The organism is Couchioplanes caeruleus (genome assembly GCF_023499255.1).
GTDB lineage: Bacteria > Actinomycetota > Actinomycetes > Mycobacteriales > Micromonosporaceae > Actinoplanes > Actinoplanes caeruleus_A.
The window spans coordinates 591821-612733 of sequence record NZ_CP092183.1; the positions used below are offsets into that span (position 1 = coordinate 591821).

Genomic DNA, 20913 nt, shown 5'->3' on the forward strand with positions numbered 1-20913 from the left:
GAGACGCCATGACAGTCGACGAGGCCAGGCGGTTGGCGCCCCGGTTCGCGGCCCGGGCCGCCGCGCACGACCGGGACGGCTCCTTCCCCGCCGACGACTTCGCCGACCTGCGCCGTTCGGGGTTGTTCGGGCTGATGGCGCCGGAACGGCTGGGCGGCAGGGGCGCGAGCTTCGCCGACTACGCCGCGGTCGCGTACGAGCTGGCGCGCGGCAACGGCGCCACGGCCCTGGTCTTCAACATGCACGCCTCGGTCACCGGCGCACTCAGCGGCGTGACCGACGAGCTCGCCGACGCGCTCGGGTTGCCACCGGGAGCGCTCGAGGCCCGTGACCGCTATCTGCGCGACGCCGCCGACGGCAAGTGGTACGCCGTGGCGATGAGCGAGCGCGGCGCGGGATCCCGGCTCTCGCAGATGTCGACCACGTACGAGCGGACGCCCGAGGGTTTCCGCATCAAGGGCGCCAAGACGTTCTGCTCGGGTGCCGGCCACGCGGATGCGTACCTGGTGGCGGCGCGCAGCACGGCGGATCCCTCGCAGGTCTCGCAGTTCCTGGTGCCGGCGGGAGACGGGCTGACCGTCGAGCCGACCTGGGACGCCCTGGGCATGCGGGCCACCGGGTCGCACGACGTGCACGTCGACGTGACCGTGCCCGAGGGTGCACTGCTCGGCGGCGTCGAGGGCCTGGCGCTCGTCGTGGCGCAGCTGGCTCCGCATTGGATGGTGGCCAGCTACGCGGCCGTGTACGTCGGGGTCGCCCGCGCGGCCGTGGACGCCGCCGTCGAGCACGTCAACGCGCGCAAGCTCGGGCATCTGCCGGCCGTACGCGCCCGCATCGGCCGCGCCGACGCCGCCGTGGCCGCCGCCCACCTGACCGTCATGGAGGCCGCGCGCCGGGTCGACGAGCAGCCGGGCGACACCGAGACCAACCGCTGGGTGTGGCGGGCGAAGCTGACGGCCGGTACGACGGCCGCCGAGGTGGCCGCGTCCATGCTGGAGGCGGCGGGCACCTCGGCGATGCGCCGCGGCCATCCCCTGGAACGCCTCTACCGCGACGCGCGGGCCGGCTCCCTGCAACCCGCCACCTCCGACGTGTGCGCGGACTGGCTCGGCGTCGAGGCGCTCGGCGGCGACCCGGATTCGGAAGGCACCGCCCCACGTTGGTGATCGGCCTGCGCGGGTATCAAGGGGGTCGGCCTGGGGAGGCACAAGTGCACAAGAACGGTCAGCCGGCGATCGCCGGTCTCGGCGTCGCGTTGCCGCCGGCAACGGCGCAGGACGACCTGTGGGAGGGCTATTTCGCCCGGCACTACGCGGCGGGCGGCCGTCGCGGCCTCGCCAAACGGATCTTCGAGAACTCCGGCGTGCGGACCCGGCAGGCGGCGGTGAGCCCGTTGCTGGAGGACGTGTCGGACTGGTCGACCGAGCGCCGGATGCGCCGCTACCAGGTCGAGGCGGTGCCGCTGGGCAAGGAGGCGGTCAGCCGCGCGCTCACCGACGCCGGCGTCGCGGCCGACGAGATCGGCCTGTTCGCCGTCTGCTCCTGCACCGGGTACGCCACCCCCGGGCTGGACATCCTGCTCGCCCGGGACATGGGCATGTCCGCGCAGCTCCAGCGCCTTTTCGTGGGGCACATGGGCTGTTACGCCGCCCTGCCCGGCCTCGGCACGGCGGCCGACTTCGTGGCCGCGCGCGGCCTGCCCGCGCTACTGCTCTGCACCGAGCTGACCAGCCTGCACCTGCAGCCGCCGGACACCCGGGTGGACATCCAGCAGATCGTCTCGCACGCGCTCTTCTCGGACGCCTCGGCCGCCGTCGTGCTCACTCCGGGATCCGATTCCGGGTACGGGCTCAGCGACGTGGCCGCCCTCACGGACACCACCACGGCCGGCCACATGACCTGGGACGTCACGGACCTGGGCTTCCGCATGGGCCTGTCCCCGCAGGTCCCTGACGTGCTGTCGGTGCACGTACGCCGCCTCGTGGACGAGCTGCTGGGCCGGAACGGCCTGGTCGTCGGCGACGTGGACGGCTGGGCGGTGCACCCCGGCGGCCCCAAGATCCTCGACGTGGTGCAGGAGCGGCTGGGGCTCACCGACGAGCACATGGCGGCGTCGCGGGAGGTGCTGTCGACGTACGGGAACTGCTCGTCGCCGACGGTGCTGCTTGCGCTGGAGGAGTTGCGCCGGCGGGCGGAGCCGCCGCGGCGCGTGGTCATGCTCGCGTTCGGTCCCGGCCTCACCCTGTACGGCGTCCTGCTGGAAAAGTTCTAGTCTGGGTCGGGTGACCCGGGAACGCGCGCAAGGCGTGACTTTGTACGCCCTTGCGCTCCTGCTCGCTCTGGCGGGCGGGTTCTGGTTCGTCCGTACGGCTCCGGACACCGGCGAGGCCGAGGGGATCGCCGAGGCACGCCGTACGCTCGAAGCCCTGTTGCCCGATGTGCCGGTGCAGGCGGAGGCAGAGACGCTGGTCCTGGGCGCCGGCGGCCACGAGGAGCGCAACACCGCGGTCCGCAGCGGTTCCTACGCCATCGCCCTGGCCTGCGTCGGTGAGGGCCAGCTGCGCGTACGCCTCAGCACGACCTCCGACGACTCGGGCCGCGCCGTCCGGTGCGCGCGGGAGCGGCCGCAGACGGTGGAGTTCACGGTCGCGCTGGCGGAGGCCTTCTACATGGTGGTGTCGGCCGAGACGCGGGAACCTTCGGTCTTCCGATGGCGGCTGATCCGGTCCGGTTCTTACTGAGCGTCAGGGCCGAGATCGTCACGCTCCGTCAGAGGCGGGCGAGGTCCGGCTGGAAGTCGGTGATCGACGCCGTCCGGGGGATCTTGCGGACGATTTCCCCCGAACGGTTGACGAGCAGGACCGCCGCGGTGCCGTCCGGGGCGCCCAGATCGAGGCTCGAGCGCAGCTCGCCGGTGGGATCGCGCATGGCGCGCACCGTCTTGCCCTGCGCCTGGGGGGTCGTATTGGTGGGCGGGATCAGCGCGGGCACCGCCGAACCGGGGCCGCTGACCACCGTCACGACGGTCGTGTCGGCCCGCACCGCCGAGGTGGTGGCCGCGACCAGCTCGCCGCACTCGCACAGGTCGGTGACGAGGATGACCGCCGGCAGCTGCCCGTTCAGCGTGACCATCTGCCCGTCCGCGCCCCGGAGCTCGAGCGCCGGGAGGATCTCCGCGCCGTCGTCGGTGGTGTTCGCGGTGCGCTGGGTGGCGGGCGGACGGGACGGCCCGGGCCAGGCGGAGGCGAAGAGGCTGGCGATCGTCACGAGGATCGCCATCGAGATGATGAGCACCGGTGCCCGCAGGCCGGCGTTGCCGAGACGGCGCAGCACGCGCACGGCGGGCCGGTCGGTGAAGCGCTCCCAGCGGGTGGCGGGCCGCCGGTCCCGGTGCAGCTCGGCCTGGATGGCCGTGACCTCGTCGGACAGCTCGGACAGGTCGTCCGGGACGACGATGACGCCCCACTCCTCGGGCAGACCGGGCAGGCCGTCGGCGGAACCGCCGTCCGGCCAGCTGCCACCGTTGTCGCTCAAGCTGCCCACGCCTCGCCCTCCCCTCTGCGCAGAGTCTCACGTGCTGCGGGGACCTGCGTCCAGCCTCCCCCAAGCAGTGGCTCGGCCGCCAGTGGTCGGCCTGCCGGGTCACTAGCGATAAGCTTGACCTCGCAAAACCGCCAGGACCGGAATTTCCGACTCGTTGGGTCGAGTGGTCACCGTGTCATCACCCTGCGTTACTGAGGCAGCTATTCGCTCGCATGTCAAGCGGTAGAAAGACGGCTCACAGGGCCTCTGAGCTGCACTAACAGTCACGGCCAGGGTGGGACATCGCTGCCTGAGCGTGTTACCCTAGACACAGCGAAAGGGGTTTCGAACCTATGGTTTTCAGTGTCGGCGAGACCGTTGTTTACCCCCACCACGGGGCCGCACTCATCGAGGCAATCGAGACTAGGACCATCAAGGGCGTCGAGAAGCAGTATCTCGTCCTCCGCGTCGCCCAGGGCGACCTGACGGTCCGCGTGCCCGCTGAGAACGCCGAGATCGTCGGCGTGCGCGAAGTGGTCGGCGAGGAAGGCCTGGGCAAGGTCTTCGACGTCCTCCGCGCTCCGCACACCGAGGAGCCGACCAACTGGTCGCGGCGTTACAAGGCCAATCTCGAGAAGCTCGCCTCCGGCAACCCGCTCAAGGTCGCCGAAGTTGTTCGTGACCTCTGGCGTCGCGAGCGTGAGCGTGGTCTCTCGGCCGGGGAGAAGCGCATGCTCGCCAAGGCCCGCGACATCCTCGTCGGTGAGGTGGCCCTCGCCGAGAAGAGCACCAAGGACGAGGCGGAAGTCCTCCTCGACAAGGTGCTCACCGAGGCCTGACGTCTCCACCACCTCTCAGCACCACCAGGCGAAACCGAGGACCGCGACGTGACCGCGCAGCTCAATGCTCGCGGTGACGTCGCGGTCCTTGTTCCTGCGGCGGGTTCGGGCGTGCGGCTCGGCCCGGGCGCGCCGAAGGCCCTGCGCCTGCTCGCCGGTGAACCCCTCCTCGTGCACGCGATCCGCCGGGTGGCCGCGGCCCCCTCGGTCCGCCTGATCGTCGTCGCCGCGCCGGCCGCCGAGGTCGAGGCCGTCCGCGAGCTGCTCGCCCCGGTCGCCCCGGTCGTCGTGGTCGCGGGCGGCGCCGAACGGCAGGACTCCGTCGCGGCGATGCTGGCGGCCGTACCGGCGTCGGTGGGAATCGTGCTCGTGCACGACGCGGCGCGCGCGCTGACACCCCCCGAGCTCGTGGAGTCGGTCGCCGCGGCCGTACGCGACGGCAGCCCCGCGGTGATCCCGGTGCTCCCGGTCGTCGACACCGTCAAAGAGGTCGGCCCCGGCGAGACGGTTCTGGGCACGGTTGACCGGTCGGTGCTGCGCAGCGTGCAGACGCCGCAGGGGTTCCGGCACGACGTGCTGGCCGCCGCTCACCGCGCCGGGCTCGACGCGCACACCGACGACGCCGGCATGGTCGAGAAGACCGGGACGCCCGTGGTGTGCGTACCGGGCTCCGAGTTCGCCATGAAGATCACCCGGCCGCTGGACCTGGTGATCGCGGAGGCGCTGCTCCGCGTAGCCTGACGGCCGTGGACCAGCGCATCGGCATCGGCACGGACGTACACGCCTTCGACCCGGCCCGGGTCTGCTGGGTGGCGGGCCTGATGTGGCCGGGCGAGCCGGGACTGGCCGGCCACTCCGACGCCGACGTCGCCGCGCACGCCGCCTGCGACGCCCTGTTCAGCGCGGCCGGGCTCGGCGACCTCGGCAGCAACTTCGGCACCTCGGCACCCGAGTGGGCCGGGGCCGCCGGGGTGGCCCTGCTCGGCGAGACGGCCGGTCGCGTCCGCGCCCAGGGATGGACGATCGGCAACGTCGCGATCCAGGTCATCGGAAACAAGCCGAAGATCGGCAAGCGCCGGGACGAGGCGCAGAAGGTGCTCTCCGCGGCGGTCGGCGCGCCCGTCACGGTATCGGGCACGACCACCGACGGGCTGGGGCTGACCGGCCGTGGGGAAGGGCTGGCCGCGATCGCCACCGCATTGATCCACCGCCCGGCGGCCGAGCCGGCCTGATCGCCGACCACCTCATTTATCCGTTATCGTCCGATACGGTCATTGCCATGCCGAGACGCCTCTACCTTCTGTACTTGGTGGTGCTCGTCGCGCTGGTCGTCTTCGGCGCAGTGGTCGACCTCCCTTTCTGGGCATTGGTGGCCATGGGCGTGGCAGCAGTGGTTCCGATCGTGATCGCCGATGTTGTCGTCAATCGCCGTAAGCGCTCGAGCCGGGACGGCAGCACGCCCGGCGAGTGACCCGACATCAGCTCGCCGGGCGTGGCTGGGCTGTTCGTCACGGGCGCCCCGGAGTCGTGTCGCCGGTCCATGTGATCGTCTCGGACCGGGTGATCTCGCCGGGGACGGCCTAGGCTCGACGGGTGTCGAGCGAGCCCACCTCCCAGTCCGATCCAGAGACGACCCCCGAGGAGTACCGCCAGAGGGCTCTGCTGATGGCCGATCTCGGCCGGTACGACGAGGCCGCCGCGGACATCGCCGCCGGGCTGGCGGCCGCGCCCGCCGACGCGGGGCTGTTGACGACGCTGGCGCGGTTGCATGTCGCGGCCGGGCAGCCGGTGGACGCGCTCGCGGCGGCGGACCGGGCGGTCGCCGTCGCTCCCCGGATGATCGAGCCGCTGGTCGTGCGGGCCATGGCGCTGACCGACGAGCGCCGCTTCGGGGAGGCGGCGCAGGTCGCGGGGGAGATCCTCACCCGGTGGCCCGAGGAGGCGTTCGCGCAGCGTACGGGGGCCGCCCTGCTCAGCGAGTCGCGGAACGGCCAGGCGGCGCTGAACGCGGCGTGGAACGGCGTACGACTGGCTCCGCGGGACGCCGAGGCACACCTTGTGCTCGCGGTCGTCGCGGCCCGGCTGCGGCTGTTCGACCTGGCGCAGCGCGGGTACACCGAGGCGCTTGACCTCGATCCGGCCATCGGTGACGCCCAGCGCGACGTCGGCCTCGTCCGGCTGGAGCGGCGGCGGTGGGCCCAGGCCCTGGAGACGCTGGCGGACGAGGCGACGCTGGCGCCGGCCGAGACCGAGCAGCCCACCGTGGAGCCGGTGGACGTGACTCCGCCGGTGGGTCCGGTGCTGGACCGCTCGGCTGTCACGGTTGCTGCGCTGCGGCAGGCGGTCCTGTTCGGCGCCAACGGCGTGATGATCGCGGCGGTGCTGAGCGCCGTGATGACGCTGTCGAGCGCGGGCGTTGCACGGATGTGGGCCGGGATGATCGGCGTTGTGCTGCTGGCCGGGCTCGTCGTGTGGCTGACCCGGCAGGTACGCCCCGAGCCGCTGGGCACGGTGCTGCGCCGCGCCCGGACGACCGCGCCGAGGCTGGTCCTCGCCGTGTACGCGGCCGTCCTGGCCCCCGCGCTGCTCGTCCTGTACGCGGTGATCGGCGGCTTGGCGCCCCTGGTCGCGGCCATGGTGCTGGCGGCCGTCGCGGAACTGATGGTGCTGACGCAGCGCGCCTAGCCGACGTTCCCGAGCGCCACCGCGGGCACCGCCGTGGTGGGTACGAGGCGGCGCATGCTCGCGCGCAGACGTTGCTCGGCGGCCGGATGGCAGCCCAGAGCGTCGAGGGCCAGCAGCGCCGCGCCCACGGCGGGCGGGGAGTCGAGCACGCCGATCTCGGCCAGCGGCGCCTGGGCGTGGGCGCCCGCCACCACTCTGTCGTGCAGCACGGGGTGCCGGGCGTGCAGTACGCCACCGCCCAGGACCAGCGCGTGCCGCACGCCCAGCAGCCCGAGCCGGCCCGCGGCCACCCGATGCTGGCCGAGGATCTCCTCGGCCTGCCGGCGTACCAGCCCGTCGGCGACGGCATCGCCCGCGGTGGCCACGGCGAACAGCAGCGGGGCCAGTTCGCGGATCCGGAGCGGGTCGATCTCGCCGAGGTGCAGGCCGATGCTGACCTGTTCGACGTCTGCCCGGTCGAAGTGGGCGGCGACCGCGGCGGAGAGCGCGGTGGGTTCGCCGCGGCCGTCCTCACCCCGTGCGGCCAGGCGCAGGGTGTGCTCGGCGAGGTCGTGGCCGCCGCCCCAGTCGCCGGAGATCGGGCCCAGGGCGACGAAGCGGGCCGTACGGCCGTCCGCGGCCCGTCCGACGCAGTTGGTGCCCGCGCCGCAGACCACGGCGACCGCGTCCGGGAGTGACGTGCCCGCGCGCATCAGGGCGAAGCAGTCGTTGTCCACGATCGTCGCCCGGCTCCAGGCGCGCCCCGAGATGGCGGCGTGCAACCGTTCCACCTCGACCGGCAGGTCCGCTCCGGCGAGGTAGACCGCGGCCACGTCGATCGCCTCGGTGGGTGCCAGGCCGGCCTCGGCGCGTACGGCGGTGATCAGCTCGTCGAGAACCCGCAGCGTGCCGGCCGGCCCGATCGAGTGCGGCGACGTCGTCGGACCGCGGACGAAGCCGAGCACGTGGCCGTCCGCCGTGCCGAGGACGACGTCGGTCTTGGAGTTGCCGCCGTCCACGGCCAGGTAGAGCCCGCTCATCGAGCCCAGGCCAGGTGCCGGGCACCCGCGGCGAGCAGCTCGTCGGTCAGCTTCTCCGCCCGCTCGTGCTGGCCGATCAGCGGATGGGCCAGCAACGCGCGGTACACCCGGTGCCGTCCGCCGCGCAGGGCTGCGTCGAGCGCCAGTTCCTCGTACCCGGAGACGTGCGAGACCAGTCCGGCCAGGTCGGGCGCGAGCGGGGTGACCGGCAGCGGCGCCGGGCCGTCCTGGGCCGCCCGCGCGGAGACCTCGATGACGGCCCGGTCGTCGAGGAACGGCAGTGTGCCGTTGTTGCGGACGTTGACCGAGTGCACGCCGTCGGGGTCGTGGCCGTGCAGCGCCGCGATCAGTCCGACGGCCGCCTCGGAGTAGTACGCCCCACCGCGCTCGCCGAGCAGCGCAGGCTTTTCCTCCAGCGCCGGATCGCGGTACATCTCGAGCAGCGTCGCCTCGATCTCGGCGACCCGCCGGCCCCGCGTGGGCGCGCCGGCCGCGGCCCGTACGTGCTGGTCGTGCGCGTAGAAGTAGCTGAGGTAGTACGACGGCACGTTGCCGAGCGCCGTGAGCACCGCGGGGTCGAGCTCCACCTCGGCGGCGAGTTCGGGAAGGTGCTCGCGCAGCAGCCCGGGCAGCCGGTCGACGCCGTCCACATAGGCCGCCCGTTCCCAGGTCAGGTGGTTGAGGCCGACGTGGTCGAGGACGACGGCCGACGGCTCGACGCCGAGCAGGGCAGCGAAGCGGCGCTGGAAGCCGATCGCCACGTTGCACAGCCCGACCGCCCTGTGGCCGGCGTCGAGCAGGGCACGGGTGACGATGCCGACGGGGTTGGTGAAGTCGACGATCCACGCTCCCGGCTTGGCGCGCGCCCGGATGCGCCCGGCGACGTCGAGCACGACGGGAACCGTACGCAGAGCCTTGGCCAGCCCGCCCGCCCCCGTGGTCTCCTGGCCGACGCAGCCGCAGGTCAGCGGGAAGGTCTCGTCGCTGATCCGGGCGGCCTGCCCGCCGACGCGCAGCTGGATCACCGCGGCGTCGGCGTCGGTGACGCCGGCGTCGAGGTCGGTGGTCCAGGTGACCTTTCCGGGGTGGCCGTAGTGCCGGAAGATGCGCGCGGAGAAGGCGCCGACCACGTCCAGGCGGGGCGCCGCCGGGTCGATGAGCACCAGCTCGGACACCTTCTCGCCGAGCCGGGCGAACCCGTCCACCAGCTCCGGCGTGTACGTGGACCCGCCGCCGACGACAGCGATCTTCACCCCTTGACCCCCGTGAGTGTGACGCCCTGGACGAATGCCTTCTGGGCGAAGAAGAACACGACGACGATCGGCGCCATGGCCAGCACCGTGGCGGCGGTGACCAGGTTCCAGTCGACGTGATGGACACCGTGGAACGAGGCGAGGCCCAGCGACAGCGTCCACGAGCGCTCGTTCTCGCTGGTGTAGAGCAGCGGTCCGTAGTAGTCGTTCCAGGCGTAGAAGAACTGGAACAGTCCCGCGGCGGCGATGCCCGGGCGGGCCATCGGGAGCACGACCCGGATGAGGGTCCGCCATTCGCCGCAGCCGTCGACCCGGGCCGCGTCCAGGTAGTCGGACGGGATGGTCAGCAGGAACTGCCGCAGCAGGAAGATGCAAAACGCGTCGCCGAAGAGCATCGGGACGATCAGCGGGGTCAGGGAACCGGTGAGGCCGTACCGGGCCCACATCAGGTAGAGCGGGACGGTCACCACCTGCGGCGGCAACATCATCACGCAGATCACGGCCAGGAACATCGCGTTGCGGCCGCGGAACCTCAGCTTGGCCAGGGCGTACGCGGCCGGCACGCTGGACAGCAGCATGAAGGCGGTGGCCAGCACCGCGTAGATCACCGTGTTGAGCAGGTACCGCGGCAGCGGGGTGACCTGGAAGACGCGTACGTAGTTGTCGAAGTGCCAGGTGTTCGGCCAGTAGTCGCTGGTCAGCGCCTGATCACTGGTCATCACGGAGATCAGGAGCAGGTAGCCCACCGGGGTCAGGAACATGATGGCCAGCACGATGGCGAGGCTGTGCCGGGCGATCCACGCGAGCCGGTTCTGGCGGCGTACCTGTCGGTCGGTGGGCGCGACCGTGCGCGGCGGCCGTTCCAGCAGGGTTGTCATTGGTCCTCCCCGGAGAAGGCCTTGGAGCGGCGGAGCAGGATCACCGTCACGGCGAGGGCGACCACGAACAGCGCGACGGCCATGGCGTTGGCGTAGCCGAGCGCGTTGTAGCGGAAGCCGACCGTGTAGAGCCAGAGCGGATACGTGAAGGTGGAGCCCTCGGGGAAGCCGAAGGACGAGGAGATGCCGGCGCCGGTGACCGCCTGGCCGCTGGCGATGGAGCCGGCGACCGCGGCCTGGTCGAAGTACTGCAGCGTGTAGATCACGCCGGTGACCGTGGCGAAGAGGATCACCGGGCGGATCGACGGCAGGGTCACGTAGCGGAACCGGTGCCAGGCGTTGGCGCCGTCGAGCGACGCCGCCTCGTAGAGGCTCGGGGAGACGCCCAGCACCGCCGCCAGAAAGATGATCATGATGTCGCCGATGCCCCAGAGGCCGAGCAGCACCAGCGACGGCTTGGACCACTCCGGCGAGTTGAACCAGAGCGGGCCCTCGATGCCCAGGTGGCCGAGGAACGTGTTGACCGGGCCGGTACCGGGCTTGAGCAGGTAGACGAAGGCGATGGTCGCGGCGACCGGGGGTGCCAGCGCCGGCAGGTAGAAGATCGTCCGGAAGAAGCCGGCTCCCCGCTTGATCTGGGTGAGCAGCATCGACAGGCCGATCGCGCTGATGATGCGTACCGGGACGAAGACCACGACCATCCACAGCGTGTTGCGGATCGACTGGAGCAGGTACGGGTCGTCGGCCATCCGCCGGTAGTTGGCCAGCCCGACCCACTGCGGCACGGTCAGCAGGTCGAACTTGGTGAACGAGAAGTACACCGCGGACAGCAGCGGGTAGACGAAGAAGACCGCGATCCCGATCAGGGCGGGGGCCAGGAAGGACAACGTGGTCAGGTTCCGGCGCAGCCGCATGTCAGCCGCCCAGCGTCATCACGCTGTTGATCTGCTTGTCGGCGTCGGCGAGCCCGGTGTCGAGGTTCTTGACCTTGCCGGACTGCCAGTTCGTGGCGAACGTCCCGAACGTCTCCTGGTACGCCGGCCCGGACGCGGACGGCGGCGTGGTGGACGAGTTCGGGCTGGCGAAGATGTCCATGAACGTCTTGAACTCGGGCTCCACCTGCAGGCCGGGGTCGGCGACCGCCTTCGTGGTCGTGGGCAGGTTCTTCAGCGAGTTCGCCAGCTTGACGATCGTGGCGTCGTTCGTCGTCAGGTACTTGATGAGCTCCCAGGCGGCCTCGGGGTTCTTGGCGTTCTTCGAGATGCCGACGATGTTGCCGGTGACGTAGCCGCCGCCGTACCGGGCCGGGTCGCTGACCGGGATCGGCGCGACGCCGTACGTGAGCTTCGGGGCCTGGTCCTTGAGGAACGCGAGCCGGTACTCGGCGTCGATGTTGATCGCCACCTGGCCCTTCTGGAACGCGTTGTCCGCGCTGAACTCGTCACCCAGGCCGGCCCGGAACTTCTGCAGGTTCTCGTAGCCGTACCAGTCGACGAGGTTCTTCTGCCAGGTCAGCAGCGTCTTCCAGGCCGGGTCGGCGCCGACCGCGGACTTGCCGTCGTCGGTCAGCCACTTCGCGCCCACGGCCGGGGCCAGGTGCGCCGCCGCGTTCTCGTAGAAGTCGAAGAGCGGCAGGAAGCCGACCGTCTTCAGGGAGCCGTCCGGGTTCTTCACCGTGAGCTTCTTGGCGTCCTCGGTGAGCTCGTCCAAGGTCTTCGGCGGTTGCGCGATGCCCGCCTTGGCGAACAGGTCCTTGTTGTAGAACATCCCGTACGCGTCGGCGAGGAACGGCATCGCGCAGCGCTTGCCGCCGAACTCCGTGTACTGCCGGGTCGTCGGGTTGAGCTGCCCCAGGTCGACGTTGTCGCGCTTGAGGTACGGCGCCAGATCCACCCACGCGCCGGACGAGCAGAACTTCCCGACGATGTCGGTGGAGTACGACAGCCCGATGTCCGGCCCGTTGCCCGCGCCGATGGCCTGCGTCATCTTCGAGTCGTCCTGGCCCGGCTTCACGGTCACCTTGATCTTGGGGTGACTGTTCTCGAAGTCCTTGACCACGGTGTCGATCGCGGCGGCCTCCCGCTCGGTGAAGAAGTGCCACAGCTCGACCGTGCCGGACACCTCCGTACCCGGGTCGGCGATCTTCTGTTCCTTGGGTGCCGGGGTGCATGCGGCGGTCAGCAGCAGCGCCGCCAGGGCGGCGATGACCGGTTTTTGGGCAGGGGGTATCCGCTTGTTCACTCGAGGGGTCCTCTCGAAGCCGGTGGTGCGCGGGGGAAGTGGTCAGGCCTGGTCGTCGCGGATCGAGGCGATCAGCGCCTCGCGGACGGCGGTGAGCCCGGCGTCGAGGGCGCCGAGCAGCACGGCGTCGTCGTCGATCGTGGTGACGGCGATGGTGCTCTCGAGCGGCGCGGCGCGGCGTACGGCCGTGGTGACCGCCGTGAGCAGGGTCTTCCCGCCGGCCTGCGCGACCGGTCCGGCCAGGACGACGAGCGAGGGGTCGAGCACGGCGATGACGGCGGCGAGCCCGACCGCGACCCGGTCGGCGAGCTCGGTGAAGAACTCGCCGGCTTCCGGGTCGGCCGCGGCGGCCTGGACCACCTCCAGCGGGGTACGCCCCGGCACGCCGTGGTCCCGGCCGAGCGCGAGGACCGCGGCGCCGCCGACGAGGTCCTGCAGGTCGACCTTGCGGTGGGTGGAGTCGGGGGCGTACAGCGGCATGTAGCCGATCTCGCCGGCGCCGCCGCGGGCACCGCGCAGCAGCGTGCCGCCGATGTCGATGGCGAGACCGAGTCCCTCCTGGCCGAGCCAGATCAGCGCGAAGCCGTCGGCGTCGGTGCCCACGCCGTGGCGACGCTCGGCGACCGCGGCGAGGTTGACGTCGTTGTCGACGCCGACGCGGGTGCCGAGCGCCGCGGCTATCTCCGGCACCAGGCCGGGGCGGGCGAAGCCGGGCACGTCGACGTGGCGGATGGTCTGGGCGCGGGAGTCGTACGAGCCGGCGACGCCGAGCTGGACGTGGTGGATGCCCGCGGCCGCCACACCGGCTTCCTCGCGCAGGTCGGCGACCACCTTGACCAGCGCGGTCTTGGGGTCGGTACGCAGGAAGTCGACCCGGCGCTCGATGCGGGCCCGCTCGGCGCCGGTCAGGTCGCAGAGCGCGGCGACGACCGAGGGCGCCCCGCTGGCGCCGATGTCGCGGACGGACACCGCGGCGGCGTACGCTGCGTCCGGGTTCGCCGCGTAGATCTCCGCGTTGGGTCCCGGCCTGCCGCTGTGGTAGCCGACGACGGTCACCAGGCCGGCCTCGGTGAGCCGGCGCAGCACCTCGGAGATGGTCGGGGTGGAGAGCTGGGTCAGCTTGCGCAGGTCGGCCCGGGTCAGACCGCCCGCCTCGAGCAGATGGCCGAGGGCCGCGCTCGCGTTCATGGCGCGCAGCAGTTTGGACGAACCCGCCAGGCGTGTCACCGGGCCTCCGAGGTGATTGGCAAGCTGGCTAACAATTAGCTGGACCGTAGAACCGTCACCCCGTGAAGTCAACACTGAGTTTCCGTCGGCCGCTTGTTTGCCCGAAAGGGCGCACGTGACCGCGCTGCGGCGGCTATTGATAAATCACTTTAACTGACCTAGCGTGACCACTCATCGCCGTCGATGGCGGGCATCCCCAGCGCCTGCCATCGACGGTCACCTCTGCGCGCCCACCCCCTCCATCCCCCACGAGGAGCGCCATGAACCGCAAGAGAACGCTGTCCTATGCCCTCGGCGGCGTGTTGATCCCCGCAGCGGCCGTCGCGTACGGCCTGCTCCCCGCCAGCGCCGCGACCGCCGGCCCGATCAAGGGCCTCGGCGGCAAGTGCGTCGACGTCGCCGCCGCCAACTCCGCCAACGGCACCGCGATCCAGCTGTACGACTGCAACGGCACGAACGCGCAGACCTGGACGGTCGGCAACGCGGACAACTCGATCAAGGCGCTGGGCAAGTGCCTCGACGTCACCGCCGCCGGCACGGCCGACGGCACGAAGATCCAGCTGTACGACTGCAACGGCACCGGCGCCCAGAAGTGGACCGCCGGCTCCGGCGGCACCCTGGTCAACACCGGTTCCGGCAAGTGCCTCGACGTCACCGGCCAGAGCTCCGCCAACGGCACCCGGCTGCAGATCTGGACGTGCGGCAGCGCCGCCAATCAGAAGTGGACACTGCCGGGCGGCACCAGCACCCCGACGACCCCGCCGACCACCCCGCCGCAGAACAGCGGCGCCGGCCTCGACAACCCGGCGAAGAAGGACGTGGCGATGCAGATCGTCTCGGCCGCCGAGAACTCCTCGCTCGACTGGCGGGCGCAGTTCAGCTACATCGAGGACATCGGCGACGGCCGGGGCTACACCGCGGGCATCATCGGCTTCTGCTCCGGTACGGGCGACATGCTCGAGCTCGTCGAGGCGTACACCGCCACGAAGCCGGGCAACGTGCTGGCCAAGTACCTGCCGGCGCTGCGTACGGTCAACGGCACGGACTCGCACGCCGGGCTGGACCCGAACTTCCCGCGCGACTGGCGGACCGCCGCGGCCGACCCGGTGTTCCAGGCGGCCCAGGAGGCGGAACGCGACCGCGTCTACTTCAACCCGTCGGTACGCGACGGCAAGAACGACGGCGTCCGCGCGCTCGGCCAGTTCGCCTACTACGACGCCGCGGTCATGCACGGCTACGAGGGCATGCGCTCGATCCGCAGCCGCGCCCTGCAGAAGGCCAAGCCGCCGGCGCAGGGCGGCAACGAGACCACGTGGCTCAACGCGTTCCTGGACGAGCGGGTCGTGGAGATGAAGAAGGAGGAGGCCCACTCGGACACCAGCCGGGTGGACACCGCCCAGCGGGTCTTCCTCCGCAACGGCAACTTCGACCTGAACACCCCGCTCGACTTCGCCGTCTACGGCGAGCAGTTCCACATCAACTGATCCGGGGAAAGAGAGGGGCGGGCGGCCACGAGCTGCCCGCCCCTTCCGCTACCTGTTCCAGGTCCAGGCGTACGCGGTGTCCTCGACGGCCAGGGCCGCGTCGCAGAGGTCGAGCGGCCGGAACGTGTCCACCATGACGGCGAGCTCGTCGAAGTGCTCCGCGCCGATCGCCCGTTCCACCGCGCCCGGCTGCGGCCCGTGGGTGAAGCCGGACGGGTGCAGCGAGATCGAGCCCTGCTCGATGCCGGAGCCGCGGCGCGCCTCGTAGTTGCCGCCGGTGTAGAACATCATCTCGTCCGAGTCGACGTTGTGGTGGTTGTACGGCACCGGGATCGCCAGCGGGTGGTAGTCGACCTTGCGCGGCACGAACGAGCACACCACGAAGTTCGGGCCCTCGAACGTCTGGTGCACCGGCGGCGGCTGGTGCACGCGGCCGGTGATCGGCTCGAAGTCGTGGATCGAGAACGCCCACGGGTAGAGGCAGCCGTCCCAGCCGACCACGTCGAACGGGTGGTGGGCGTACACGTGCCGGGTCCAGCCCGCGCGGTGCTTGACGTACACCTCGACGTTCTCGCCCTCGGCCTGCAGGGGTTCGCCCGGGCCGCGGACGTCGCGCTCGCAGTACGGCGAGTGCTCCAGGAACTGCCCGCGTACGGACAGGTAGCGCTTCGGCGGGCCGATGTGCCCGGTCGCCTCGATGGTCAGCAGCCGTACCGGGCCGTCGGGCACGATCCGGTGCACCACCGACGTCGGAATGATCACGTAGTCGCCGGTGCCCACGGTCAGCGCGCCGAACGTGGTCTCGATCGTCGCCGTGCCCTCCTCGACGTACAGGCACTCGTCGCCGACGGCGTCGCGGTAGAGCGGGGACGGCCGGTCCGCGACCACGTAGCCGATCCGGACGTCGCCGTTGGCGAGCAGCGGATGGCGGCCCAGGACCGCGTCGGCGGGGCCCGTGTCGAGCTTGTGCGTACGCAGGTGCCGCGGCTTCAGCGGCAGGTTGGGCGACTGCCGGGCCGCCGGTGGCTCGTACACCTCGGCCGAGGTGATGGCCGTGGGGGCGTACCGGTGGTAGAGCAGGGACGAGTCGGAGGAGAAGCCCTCCTGGCCCATGAGTTCTTCGGCATAGAGCCCGCCGTCCGGCCGGCGGAACTGGGTGTGCCGCTTACGGGGGATCTCCCCGACGCTGCGGTAGTACGGCATCGTTGCCACCACCCCTAGGAAACTGACATTACGGACGGTGTTGTCCGGCTCTCGAAGCGTCCATTAGGTTCAGTATTCGTGTCAACGCTCGTGCCACGGCTCTTCGCCGGCCTCGTGGACGATGCGTCGTTGCTTCCGCCGGCCATGCTCAGCGTCCCCGAGGCGGTCGCCGCGCACCGTAGACACCGGGATGCCTGGTATGCCGGGATGTTCGGTGCGCTGCTCGTACCGTCGTCGCTGGACGCCGCGGCCGACGGCCTGGCCGTGGGTGTCGTGAACGACGCCGCCATCGCCGCCCTGCCCGCCGCCGTCGCGAAGATGCGCGCCGCCGGCGCGGTCGTGAGTCAGGTCGAGGCGCTGGTCTCGCGCCGGGGCGAGGACCCGCAGCCCGGCCTGGGCGCGCTGCGCACGCTCGCCGAGACCGAGCTCGACCTGCAGGTGTACGCCGAGATCCCGCTCAGCTGGGGCCTGCTCGCGGCGCTGGACACGGTCGCGGCCGCGCGCACCGACGGGGTGGCGATCCGTCCCAAGTTCCGCGTCGGCGGCCTCGCGGCCGAGCTGTTCCCGACCCCGGTCGAGCTGGCCGCGGTGATCTGCGCGTGCCGGGACCGGGACCTGCCGTTCAAGCTCGCCGCGGGACTGCGGCACGCGCTGCGGCACACCGACCCGGAGACCGGCTTCGCCCACCACGGTTTCCTCAACGTGCTGGTCGCCGCCACGCTGGCCGCGGACGGCGGCGAGGTGGCGGAGGTGGCCGAGGTGCTCGCGGCGACGCATCCGCTGCCGCTGGTGGAGCCCGCCCGCGCCCGGCGCGACCACGAGCGGCCGCTGTGGGTGGGATTCGGTACGGGCAACCTGCTGGAGCCGGTGACGGAGCTGATCCGGCTCGGCCTGATCAACGGTGGCTACGAGTGACCCTTTTCGGCCTGGAGAACCTGCCGTACGGCGTCTTCTCCACCCCCGGCGACGACGTGCGCAGGATCGGCGTACGGCTCGGCGACGCGGTCCTGGACCTGTCCCGGGCGGAGGCGGACGACCTGATCCTCGCGGGCGGTGCGCTGCGACAGCCGTCCCTGAACGTGCTGATGTCCCTCGGCCGGCCGCAGTGGGCCGCCATCCGTGCGCGGATCGTGGAGCTGGCGCCGACGCTGCCCGCGATCCCGCTGAGCGACGTCGAGCTGCACCTGCCGTTCGACGTGGCCGACTACACGGACTTCTACTCCTCCGAGCACCACGCCGCGAACGTGAGCCGGATCCTGCGCCCGGGCAGCCCGCCGCTGCGGGACAACTGGAAGCAGCTTCCGATCGGCTACCACGGCCGGTCCGCGACGGTCGTGGTCTCCGGGACGCCCATCGAGCGCCCCGCCGGCCAGCTCGGTGCCGGCGTCTTCGGCCCCTCCCGGCGGCTCGACGTCGAGGCCGAGGTCGGGTTCGTGGTCGGCGTGCCGGGCCGGCGCATCGCCACCGCGGACTTCGCCGAGCACGTCTTCGGCGTGGTGCTCGTCAACGACTGGTCCGCCCGGGACATCCAGGCGTTCGAGTACCAGCCGCTCGGCCCGTTCCTGGCCAAGTCCTTCGCCACCTCGGTGTCGCCCTGGGTGGTGCCGCTGTCCGCGTTCGCCCAGGTGCCGGCGCCGGCGCAGGATCCCGTGCCGCAGGACTATCTGCTGCCGCCGGGACCGGCCTTCGACGTCCGGCTGCGGGTCGAATGGAACGGTACGCAGGTCAGCACCCCGCCTTTCGCGCAGATGTACTGGACGGCGGCGCAGCAGCTCGCCCACCTGACGGTCAACGGGGCGATGGTGCGTACCGGCGACCTGTACGCGTCCGGGACCGTCTCCGGGCCCGCCCGCGAGGAGGCCGGCTCGTTCCTCGAGCTCACCTGGAACGGGGACCGGCCCGTCACGCTCGCCGACGGATCGACGCGGGGGTTCCTGCTCGACGGCGACACCGTGACGATCAGCGCGACCGCCGCCGGTGCAGATGGCGGCACTATCGGGCTCGGCGAGGTGTCCGGAACCGTCTGTCCCTGAGGCGCGACTCCCCGTAAGTTGTCATCATGTCCACGGTCGCGGTCACCCGGCTGGTCGAGGCGCCGGTCGTCGAGGTGTGGCGGGTCTTCACCGACCTGGCCCGCCGCTGCGAGTGGCTGTCCACGGTCACCCGCGTCGAGCTGCTCACCCCCGGGCCGTTCGACGCCGGCACGGTGTGGCGGGAGACCCGGACGATGGCCGACGGCGGCGAGATCACCGAGGAGTTCCGGGTCCGCGAGTGCGCCGTGCCGGAGCGGTTCGTGGTCGTGTCGCCGGGCATCGGCGCGGACTACCGGATGACGTACACGTTCGTGCCGGTCATCGAGGGGCGGCACCGCGGCGGCACGATGGTCACCGTCGTGCAGGACGGCACCCCGACCGCCCCCGCCGGCCGGTTCCTGGCGCTGGTGTTCGGCGGGCTGGCCGCCCGTACGGTCGAGGGGGCGCTCCGCCGCGACCTCGACGACCTGGCCGCCGCCGCCTGAATTACTGTCCCGGGGGTGACCCGGAACCTGCTGCGCGCGCTCGCCGCCCTCGTCGTGCTGGCCGCCGCGGGGCTGATCGGCTGGCGCGTGCTCGGCCCGGCCGAGGTGCTCGAGCCGGCGACCGGCGCGTACCCGGTCGCGGCCGCCCTGCCGCCGGGCGCCACCGGCAAGGTCACACAGGCCCCGCTGATCGTCGACGACCGCATCCGGGTGTACGCCGGCGAACGCCTCGTGAAGGCCGACGGGCCGGTCGACGAGAAGATGACGACCACCCCGCTGTGGTCGTACCGGCGCTGGCCCGCCCGGCTCAGCGGGGTCGTGGCGGTCGGCAGCACGGTGGTGAGCCGGTGGGCCGACGGGGAGCTGGTCGCGCTGGACGGGCGTACCGGAACCGTCGCCTGGCGTGCCCACGGCCCGGCCGGCGAACCCTTCACCGACCGCACCGGGGCGACCGCCGTCTGGACCCCGCCCGGCCTGTACGTCGTCGGCCCGGCCGTCCTCGTCGGCGACAGCGGCAAGGTGCTCGCCTTCTCCGCCGCCGACGGTTCGCCGCGCTGGACGATCACCCTCCCGCGGGGCTGCGTCACGCCGTTCGTCACCGGCGGCGGCCAGTTCGTCTGCGGCGCGGGCGCCTGGGACGTCACCTCCGGCGAGGCGGTCCGCAGCTGGCCGGTGGGCCCGTCGGCCCCGGTGGGCTGCGACGTCGCCCGGTCCCGGTGCGCCGGCCTGCGCGACGCGGCCGGACAGGGCTGGCTCACCGGCGGGCCCGGACCCGTGCGTACGCCGGCCCTGGACGCGCCCGGGGCGACCGCGGGCGGCACCCTCGTGCTGACCGCGTCCGGCGGTGCGGTGACCGCGTCGGGGTCGGCGACCTGGCGCTGGACGGGCGCGGCTCAGGTGCTGGGCGTACGCGGCACCAAGGTCGTCCTGCTGACCCCCGACCGGCGGATCGTGGTGCTGGACGCGCGCACCGGCACACAGACCGCCGCCTTCCCCATGTACGTCAAGAGGGAGCGCTCCGAGCCGTGGCAGCCGCACCTGTGGCAGCTGACGGACTCGTACGTGGTCGTCGAACGGCTGCAGGGTGACGACTATTACCTCCCGGACCCCTCCGTCATCGCGGCGATCTAGAAGGTGATCCGCGCCGCGATCGGAAGGTGGTCGCTGCCCGTGCGCGGCAGCGACCACAGCGACGTCACGGTCAGCCCGCGGCCCAGGATCTGATCGATCCGGGCCACCGGCGCCCGCGCGGGCCAGCTGAACGCGAACGCCGGGGCCGTGCTCAAGCGCGCGGTCACCGGCTTCAGGCCGCGGTCGTCGACCGTGCCGTTCAGGTCGCCCAGCAGCAGCACCCGGCCGAGCGGCTCGGCGCCCAGCGCCTCGCCGAGCCGGGCTGCGCTCTCGTCCCGGGGCGTCGCCGCGAAACCCTTGACGCCCATGCGTACGGACGGCAGGTGCGCGACGTACACCGCGACGTCGCCGTACGGGGTGCGGACGACCGCGCGCAGGCCACGATTCCAGTCCGGCCCGAACGCCCGCGGCCGGATGTCGAGCGCGCCCTCCTCGGCGACCGGGTAACGCGACCACAGCGCGACGGTCCCGTGCACCACGCGATGCGGGTACGCCGTCCCGAACGCCGCGTCGTACGCCGGCAGTGCCTCGGGCAGCACCTCGCTGAGCGCCACCAGGTCGGGTGACACGCGCAGCAGCTCCCGTACCGTCCCGGCCGGGTCGCGGTTCTCGTCGCTGACGTTGTGCTGCACCGCGACCAGACCCTGCCCCGCGTTGTCGGGCAGCAGCACCGGCCCGAACAGCCCCAGCCACGCGATCAGCGGCAGCAGGACCGCGGGCAACGCCACCCGGGGCCGCCGCCACCAGCCCAGCGCCGCGAGCACCGGAACGCTGAGCCCGAGCCATGGTAGGAACGTCTCCACGATGCTGCCCGGGCTGCCGCCCACGTCGGGGATCAGCCGGTGCCCGGCCAGCACAGCGGCGACCAGGACTGCCGCGGCCACCACTCCGAACCCTCGCCGGCGCACCGCCG

Annotated in this window: 22 protein-coding genes; 13 read left to right on the forward strand and 9 right to left on the reverse strand. The window is 72.0% G+C overall.

Features of this window, described 5'->3' with window-relative positions; all coding sequences use genetic code 11:
* Positions 1-8: 8 nt before the first annotated feature.
* The 3 genes from COUCH_RS02795 to COUCH_RS02805 are packed head-to-tail and all read left to right on the forward strand — an operon-like array spanning position 9 to position 2741.
* On the forward strand, positions 9-1166 hold the full coding sequence (locus COUCH_RS02795) for an acyl-CoA dehydrogenase family protein (protein ID WP_249610538.1): 1158 nt from the start codon (positions 9-11) through the stop codon (positions 1164-1166).
* A gap of 44 nt (positions 1167-1210) precedes the next feature.
* On the forward strand, positions 1211-2272 hold the full coding sequence (locus COUCH_RS02800) for a type III polyketide synthase (RefSeq protein ID WP_249610539.1): 1062 nt from the start codon (positions 1211-1213) through the stop codon (positions 2270-2272).
* Positions 2273-2282: 10 nt separating this feature from the next.
* Positions 2283-2741 carry a DUF6023 family protein gene (locus tag COUCH_RS02805; protein ID WP_249610540.1) on the forward strand — a complete coding sequence of 153 codons (459 nt, stop codon included), beginning with the start codon at positions 2283-2285 and terminating at the stop codon, positions 2739-2741.
* Between the two features lie 28 nt (positions 2742-2769).
* Here COUCH_RS02805 and COUCH_RS02810 read toward each other — a convergent pair whose 3' ends face one another.
* Positions 2770-3543 (reverse strand): hypothetical protein, encoded by a 774-nt coding sequence (locus COUCH_RS02810; protein WP_249610541.1) that lies wholly within the window; start codon positions 3541-3543, stop codon positions 2770-2772.
* A 332-nt stretch (positions 3544-3875) separates the two neighbouring features.
* Between COUCH_RS02810 and COUCH_RS02815 the strand changes: the two genes are divergently transcribed.
* The 5 genes from COUCH_RS02815 (at position 3876) to COUCH_RS02835 (ending at position 7046) form a co-directional block, all read left to right on the forward strand.
* Positions 3876-4361 carry a CarD family transcriptional regulator gene (locus tag COUCH_RS02815; protein ID WP_041832964.1) on the forward strand — a complete coding sequence of 162 codons (486 nt, stop codon included), beginning with the start codon at positions 3876-3878 and terminating at the stop codon, positions 4359-4361.
* Positions 4362-4409: 48 nt separating this feature from the next.
* Positions 4410-5102 carry a 2-C-methyl-D-erythritol 4-phosphate cytidylyltransferase gene (gene ispD / locus COUCH_RS02820; RefSeq protein ID WP_249610542.1) on the forward strand — a complete coding sequence of 231 codons (693 nt, stop codon included), beginning with the start codon at positions 4410-4412 and terminating at the stop codon, positions 5100-5102.
* Between the two features lie 5 nt (positions 5103-5107).
* Entirely contained in the window at positions 5108-5593 is a 486-nt protein-coding gene (ispF, locus tag COUCH_RS02825; protein ID WP_249610543.1) for a 2-C-methyl-D-erythritol 2,4-cyclodiphosphate synthase, read from the forward strand.
* A 47-nt stretch (positions 5594-5640) separates the two neighbouring features.
* The gene (locus tag COUCH_RS02830; RefSeq protein ID WP_249610544.1) at positions 5641-5832 is read left to right on the forward strand and encodes a hypothetical protein; all 192 of its coding nucleotides are present in this window, start codon (positions 5641-5643) and stop codon (positions 5830-5832) included.
* Between the two features lie 122 nt (positions 5833-5954).
* Entirely contained in the window at positions 5955-7046 is a 1092-nt protein-coding gene (locus COUCH_RS02835) for a hypothetical protein (protein ID WP_430640874.1), read from the forward strand.
* Here COUCH_RS02835 and COUCH_RS02840 read toward each other — a convergent pair.
* The 6 genes from COUCH_RS02840 to COUCH_RS02865 are packed head-to-tail and all read right to left on the reverse strand — an operon-like array spanning position 7043 to position 13664.
* Positions 7043-8065, reverse strand: a complete 1023-nt coding sequence (locus COUCH_RS02840; RefSeq protein ID WP_249610545.1) for an N-acetylglucosamine kinase — start codon at positions 8063-8065, stop codon at positions 7043-7045. The two genes, COUCH_RS02835 and COUCH_RS02840, sit on opposite strands and share 4 nt — an antisense overlap.
* On the reverse strand, positions 8062-9318 hold the full coding sequence (locus tag COUCH_RS02845; protein ID WP_249610546.1) for a 6-phospho-beta-glucosidase: 1257 nt from the start codon (positions 9316-9318) through the stop codon (positions 8062-8064). The genes COUCH_RS02840 and COUCH_RS02845 overlap by 4 nt, the downstream gene beginning before the upstream one ends.
* The gene (locus tag COUCH_RS02850) at positions 9315-10196 is read right to left on the reverse strand and encodes a carbohydrate ABC transporter permease (protein ID WP_249610547.1); all 882 of its coding nucleotides are present in this window, start codon (positions 10194-10196) and stop codon (positions 9315-9317) included. The genes COUCH_RS02845 and COUCH_RS02850 overlap by 4 nt, the downstream gene beginning before the upstream one ends.
* Positions 10193-11110 (reverse strand): carbohydrate ABC transporter permease, encoded by a 918-nt coding sequence (locus COUCH_RS02855; protein WP_249610548.1) that lies wholly within the window; start codon positions 11108-11110, stop codon positions 10193-10195. The genes COUCH_RS02850 and COUCH_RS02855 overlap by 4 nt, the downstream gene beginning before the upstream one ends.
* 1 nt (position 11111) lies before the next feature.
* Positions 11112-12437 carry an ABC transporter substrate-binding protein gene (locus COUCH_RS02860; protein WP_249610549.1) on the reverse strand — a complete coding sequence of 442 codons (1326 nt, stop codon included), beginning with the start codon at positions 12435-12437 and terminating at the stop codon, positions 11112-11114.
* 42 nt (positions 12438-12479) lie between these two features.
* The gene (locus COUCH_RS02865) at positions 12480-13664 is read right to left on the reverse strand and encodes an ROK family transcriptional regulator (protein WP_249610550.1); all 1185 of its coding nucleotides are present in this window, start codon (positions 13662-13664) and stop codon (positions 12480-12482) included.
* Positions 13665-13924: 260 nt separating this feature from the next.
* On the opposite strand from COUCH_RS02865, the gene COUCH_RS02870 reads away from it, so the two are divergent.
* Positions 13925-15148, forward strand: coding sequence for a chitosanase (locus tag COUCH_RS02870; protein WP_249610551.1), 1224 nt, complete (start codon positions 13925-13927; stop codon positions 15146-15148).
* A gap of 48 nt (positions 15149-15196) precedes the next feature.
* Here COUCH_RS02870 and COUCH_RS02875 read toward each other — a convergent pair whose 3' ends face one another.
* On the reverse strand, positions 15197-16351 hold the full coding sequence (locus tag COUCH_RS02875) for a homogentisate 1,2-dioxygenase (RefSeq protein WP_249613540.1): 1155 nt from the start codon (positions 16349-16351) through the stop codon (positions 15197-15199).
* Between the two features lie 78 nt (positions 16352-16429).
* Between COUCH_RS02875 and COUCH_RS02880 the strand changes: the two genes are divergently transcribed.
* The 4 genes from COUCH_RS02880 to COUCH_RS02895 are packed head-to-tail and all read left to right on the forward strand — an operon-like array spanning position 16430 to position 20000.
* Positions 16430-17266, forward strand: coding sequence for a hypothetical protein (locus tag COUCH_RS02880; protein WP_249610552.1), 837 nt, complete (start codon positions 16430-16432; stop codon positions 17264-17266).
* Complete coding sequence (gene fahA, locus COUCH_RS02885; protein WP_249610553.1) at positions 17263-18384, forward strand: fumarylacetoacetase; 1122 nt, start codon at positions 17263-17265, stop codon at positions 18382-18384. The genes COUCH_RS02880 and fahA overlap by 4 nt, the downstream gene beginning before the upstream one ends.
* A 26-nt stretch (positions 18385-18410) precedes the next feature.
* Complete coding sequence (locus COUCH_RS02890) at positions 18411-18869, forward strand: SRPBCC family protein (protein ID WP_249610554.1); 459 nt, start codon at positions 18411-18413, stop codon at positions 18867-18869.
* 15 nt (positions 18870-18884) lie between these two features.
* Positions 18885-20000, forward strand: a complete 1116-nt coding sequence (locus COUCH_RS02895) for a PQQ-binding-like beta-propeller repeat protein (RefSeq protein ID WP_249610555.1) — start codon at positions 18885-18887, stop codon at positions 19998-20000.
* Here the strand turns inward: COUCH_RS02895 and COUCH_RS02900 are convergent.
* Positions 19997-20908, reverse strand: a complete 912-nt coding sequence (locus tag COUCH_RS02900; protein WP_249610556.1) for an endonuclease/exonuclease/phosphatase family protein — start codon at positions 20906-20908, stop codon at positions 19997-19999. The genes COUCH_RS02895 and COUCH_RS02900 overlap by 4 nt on opposite strands.
* Positions 20909-20913 lie beyond the last annotated feature (5 nt).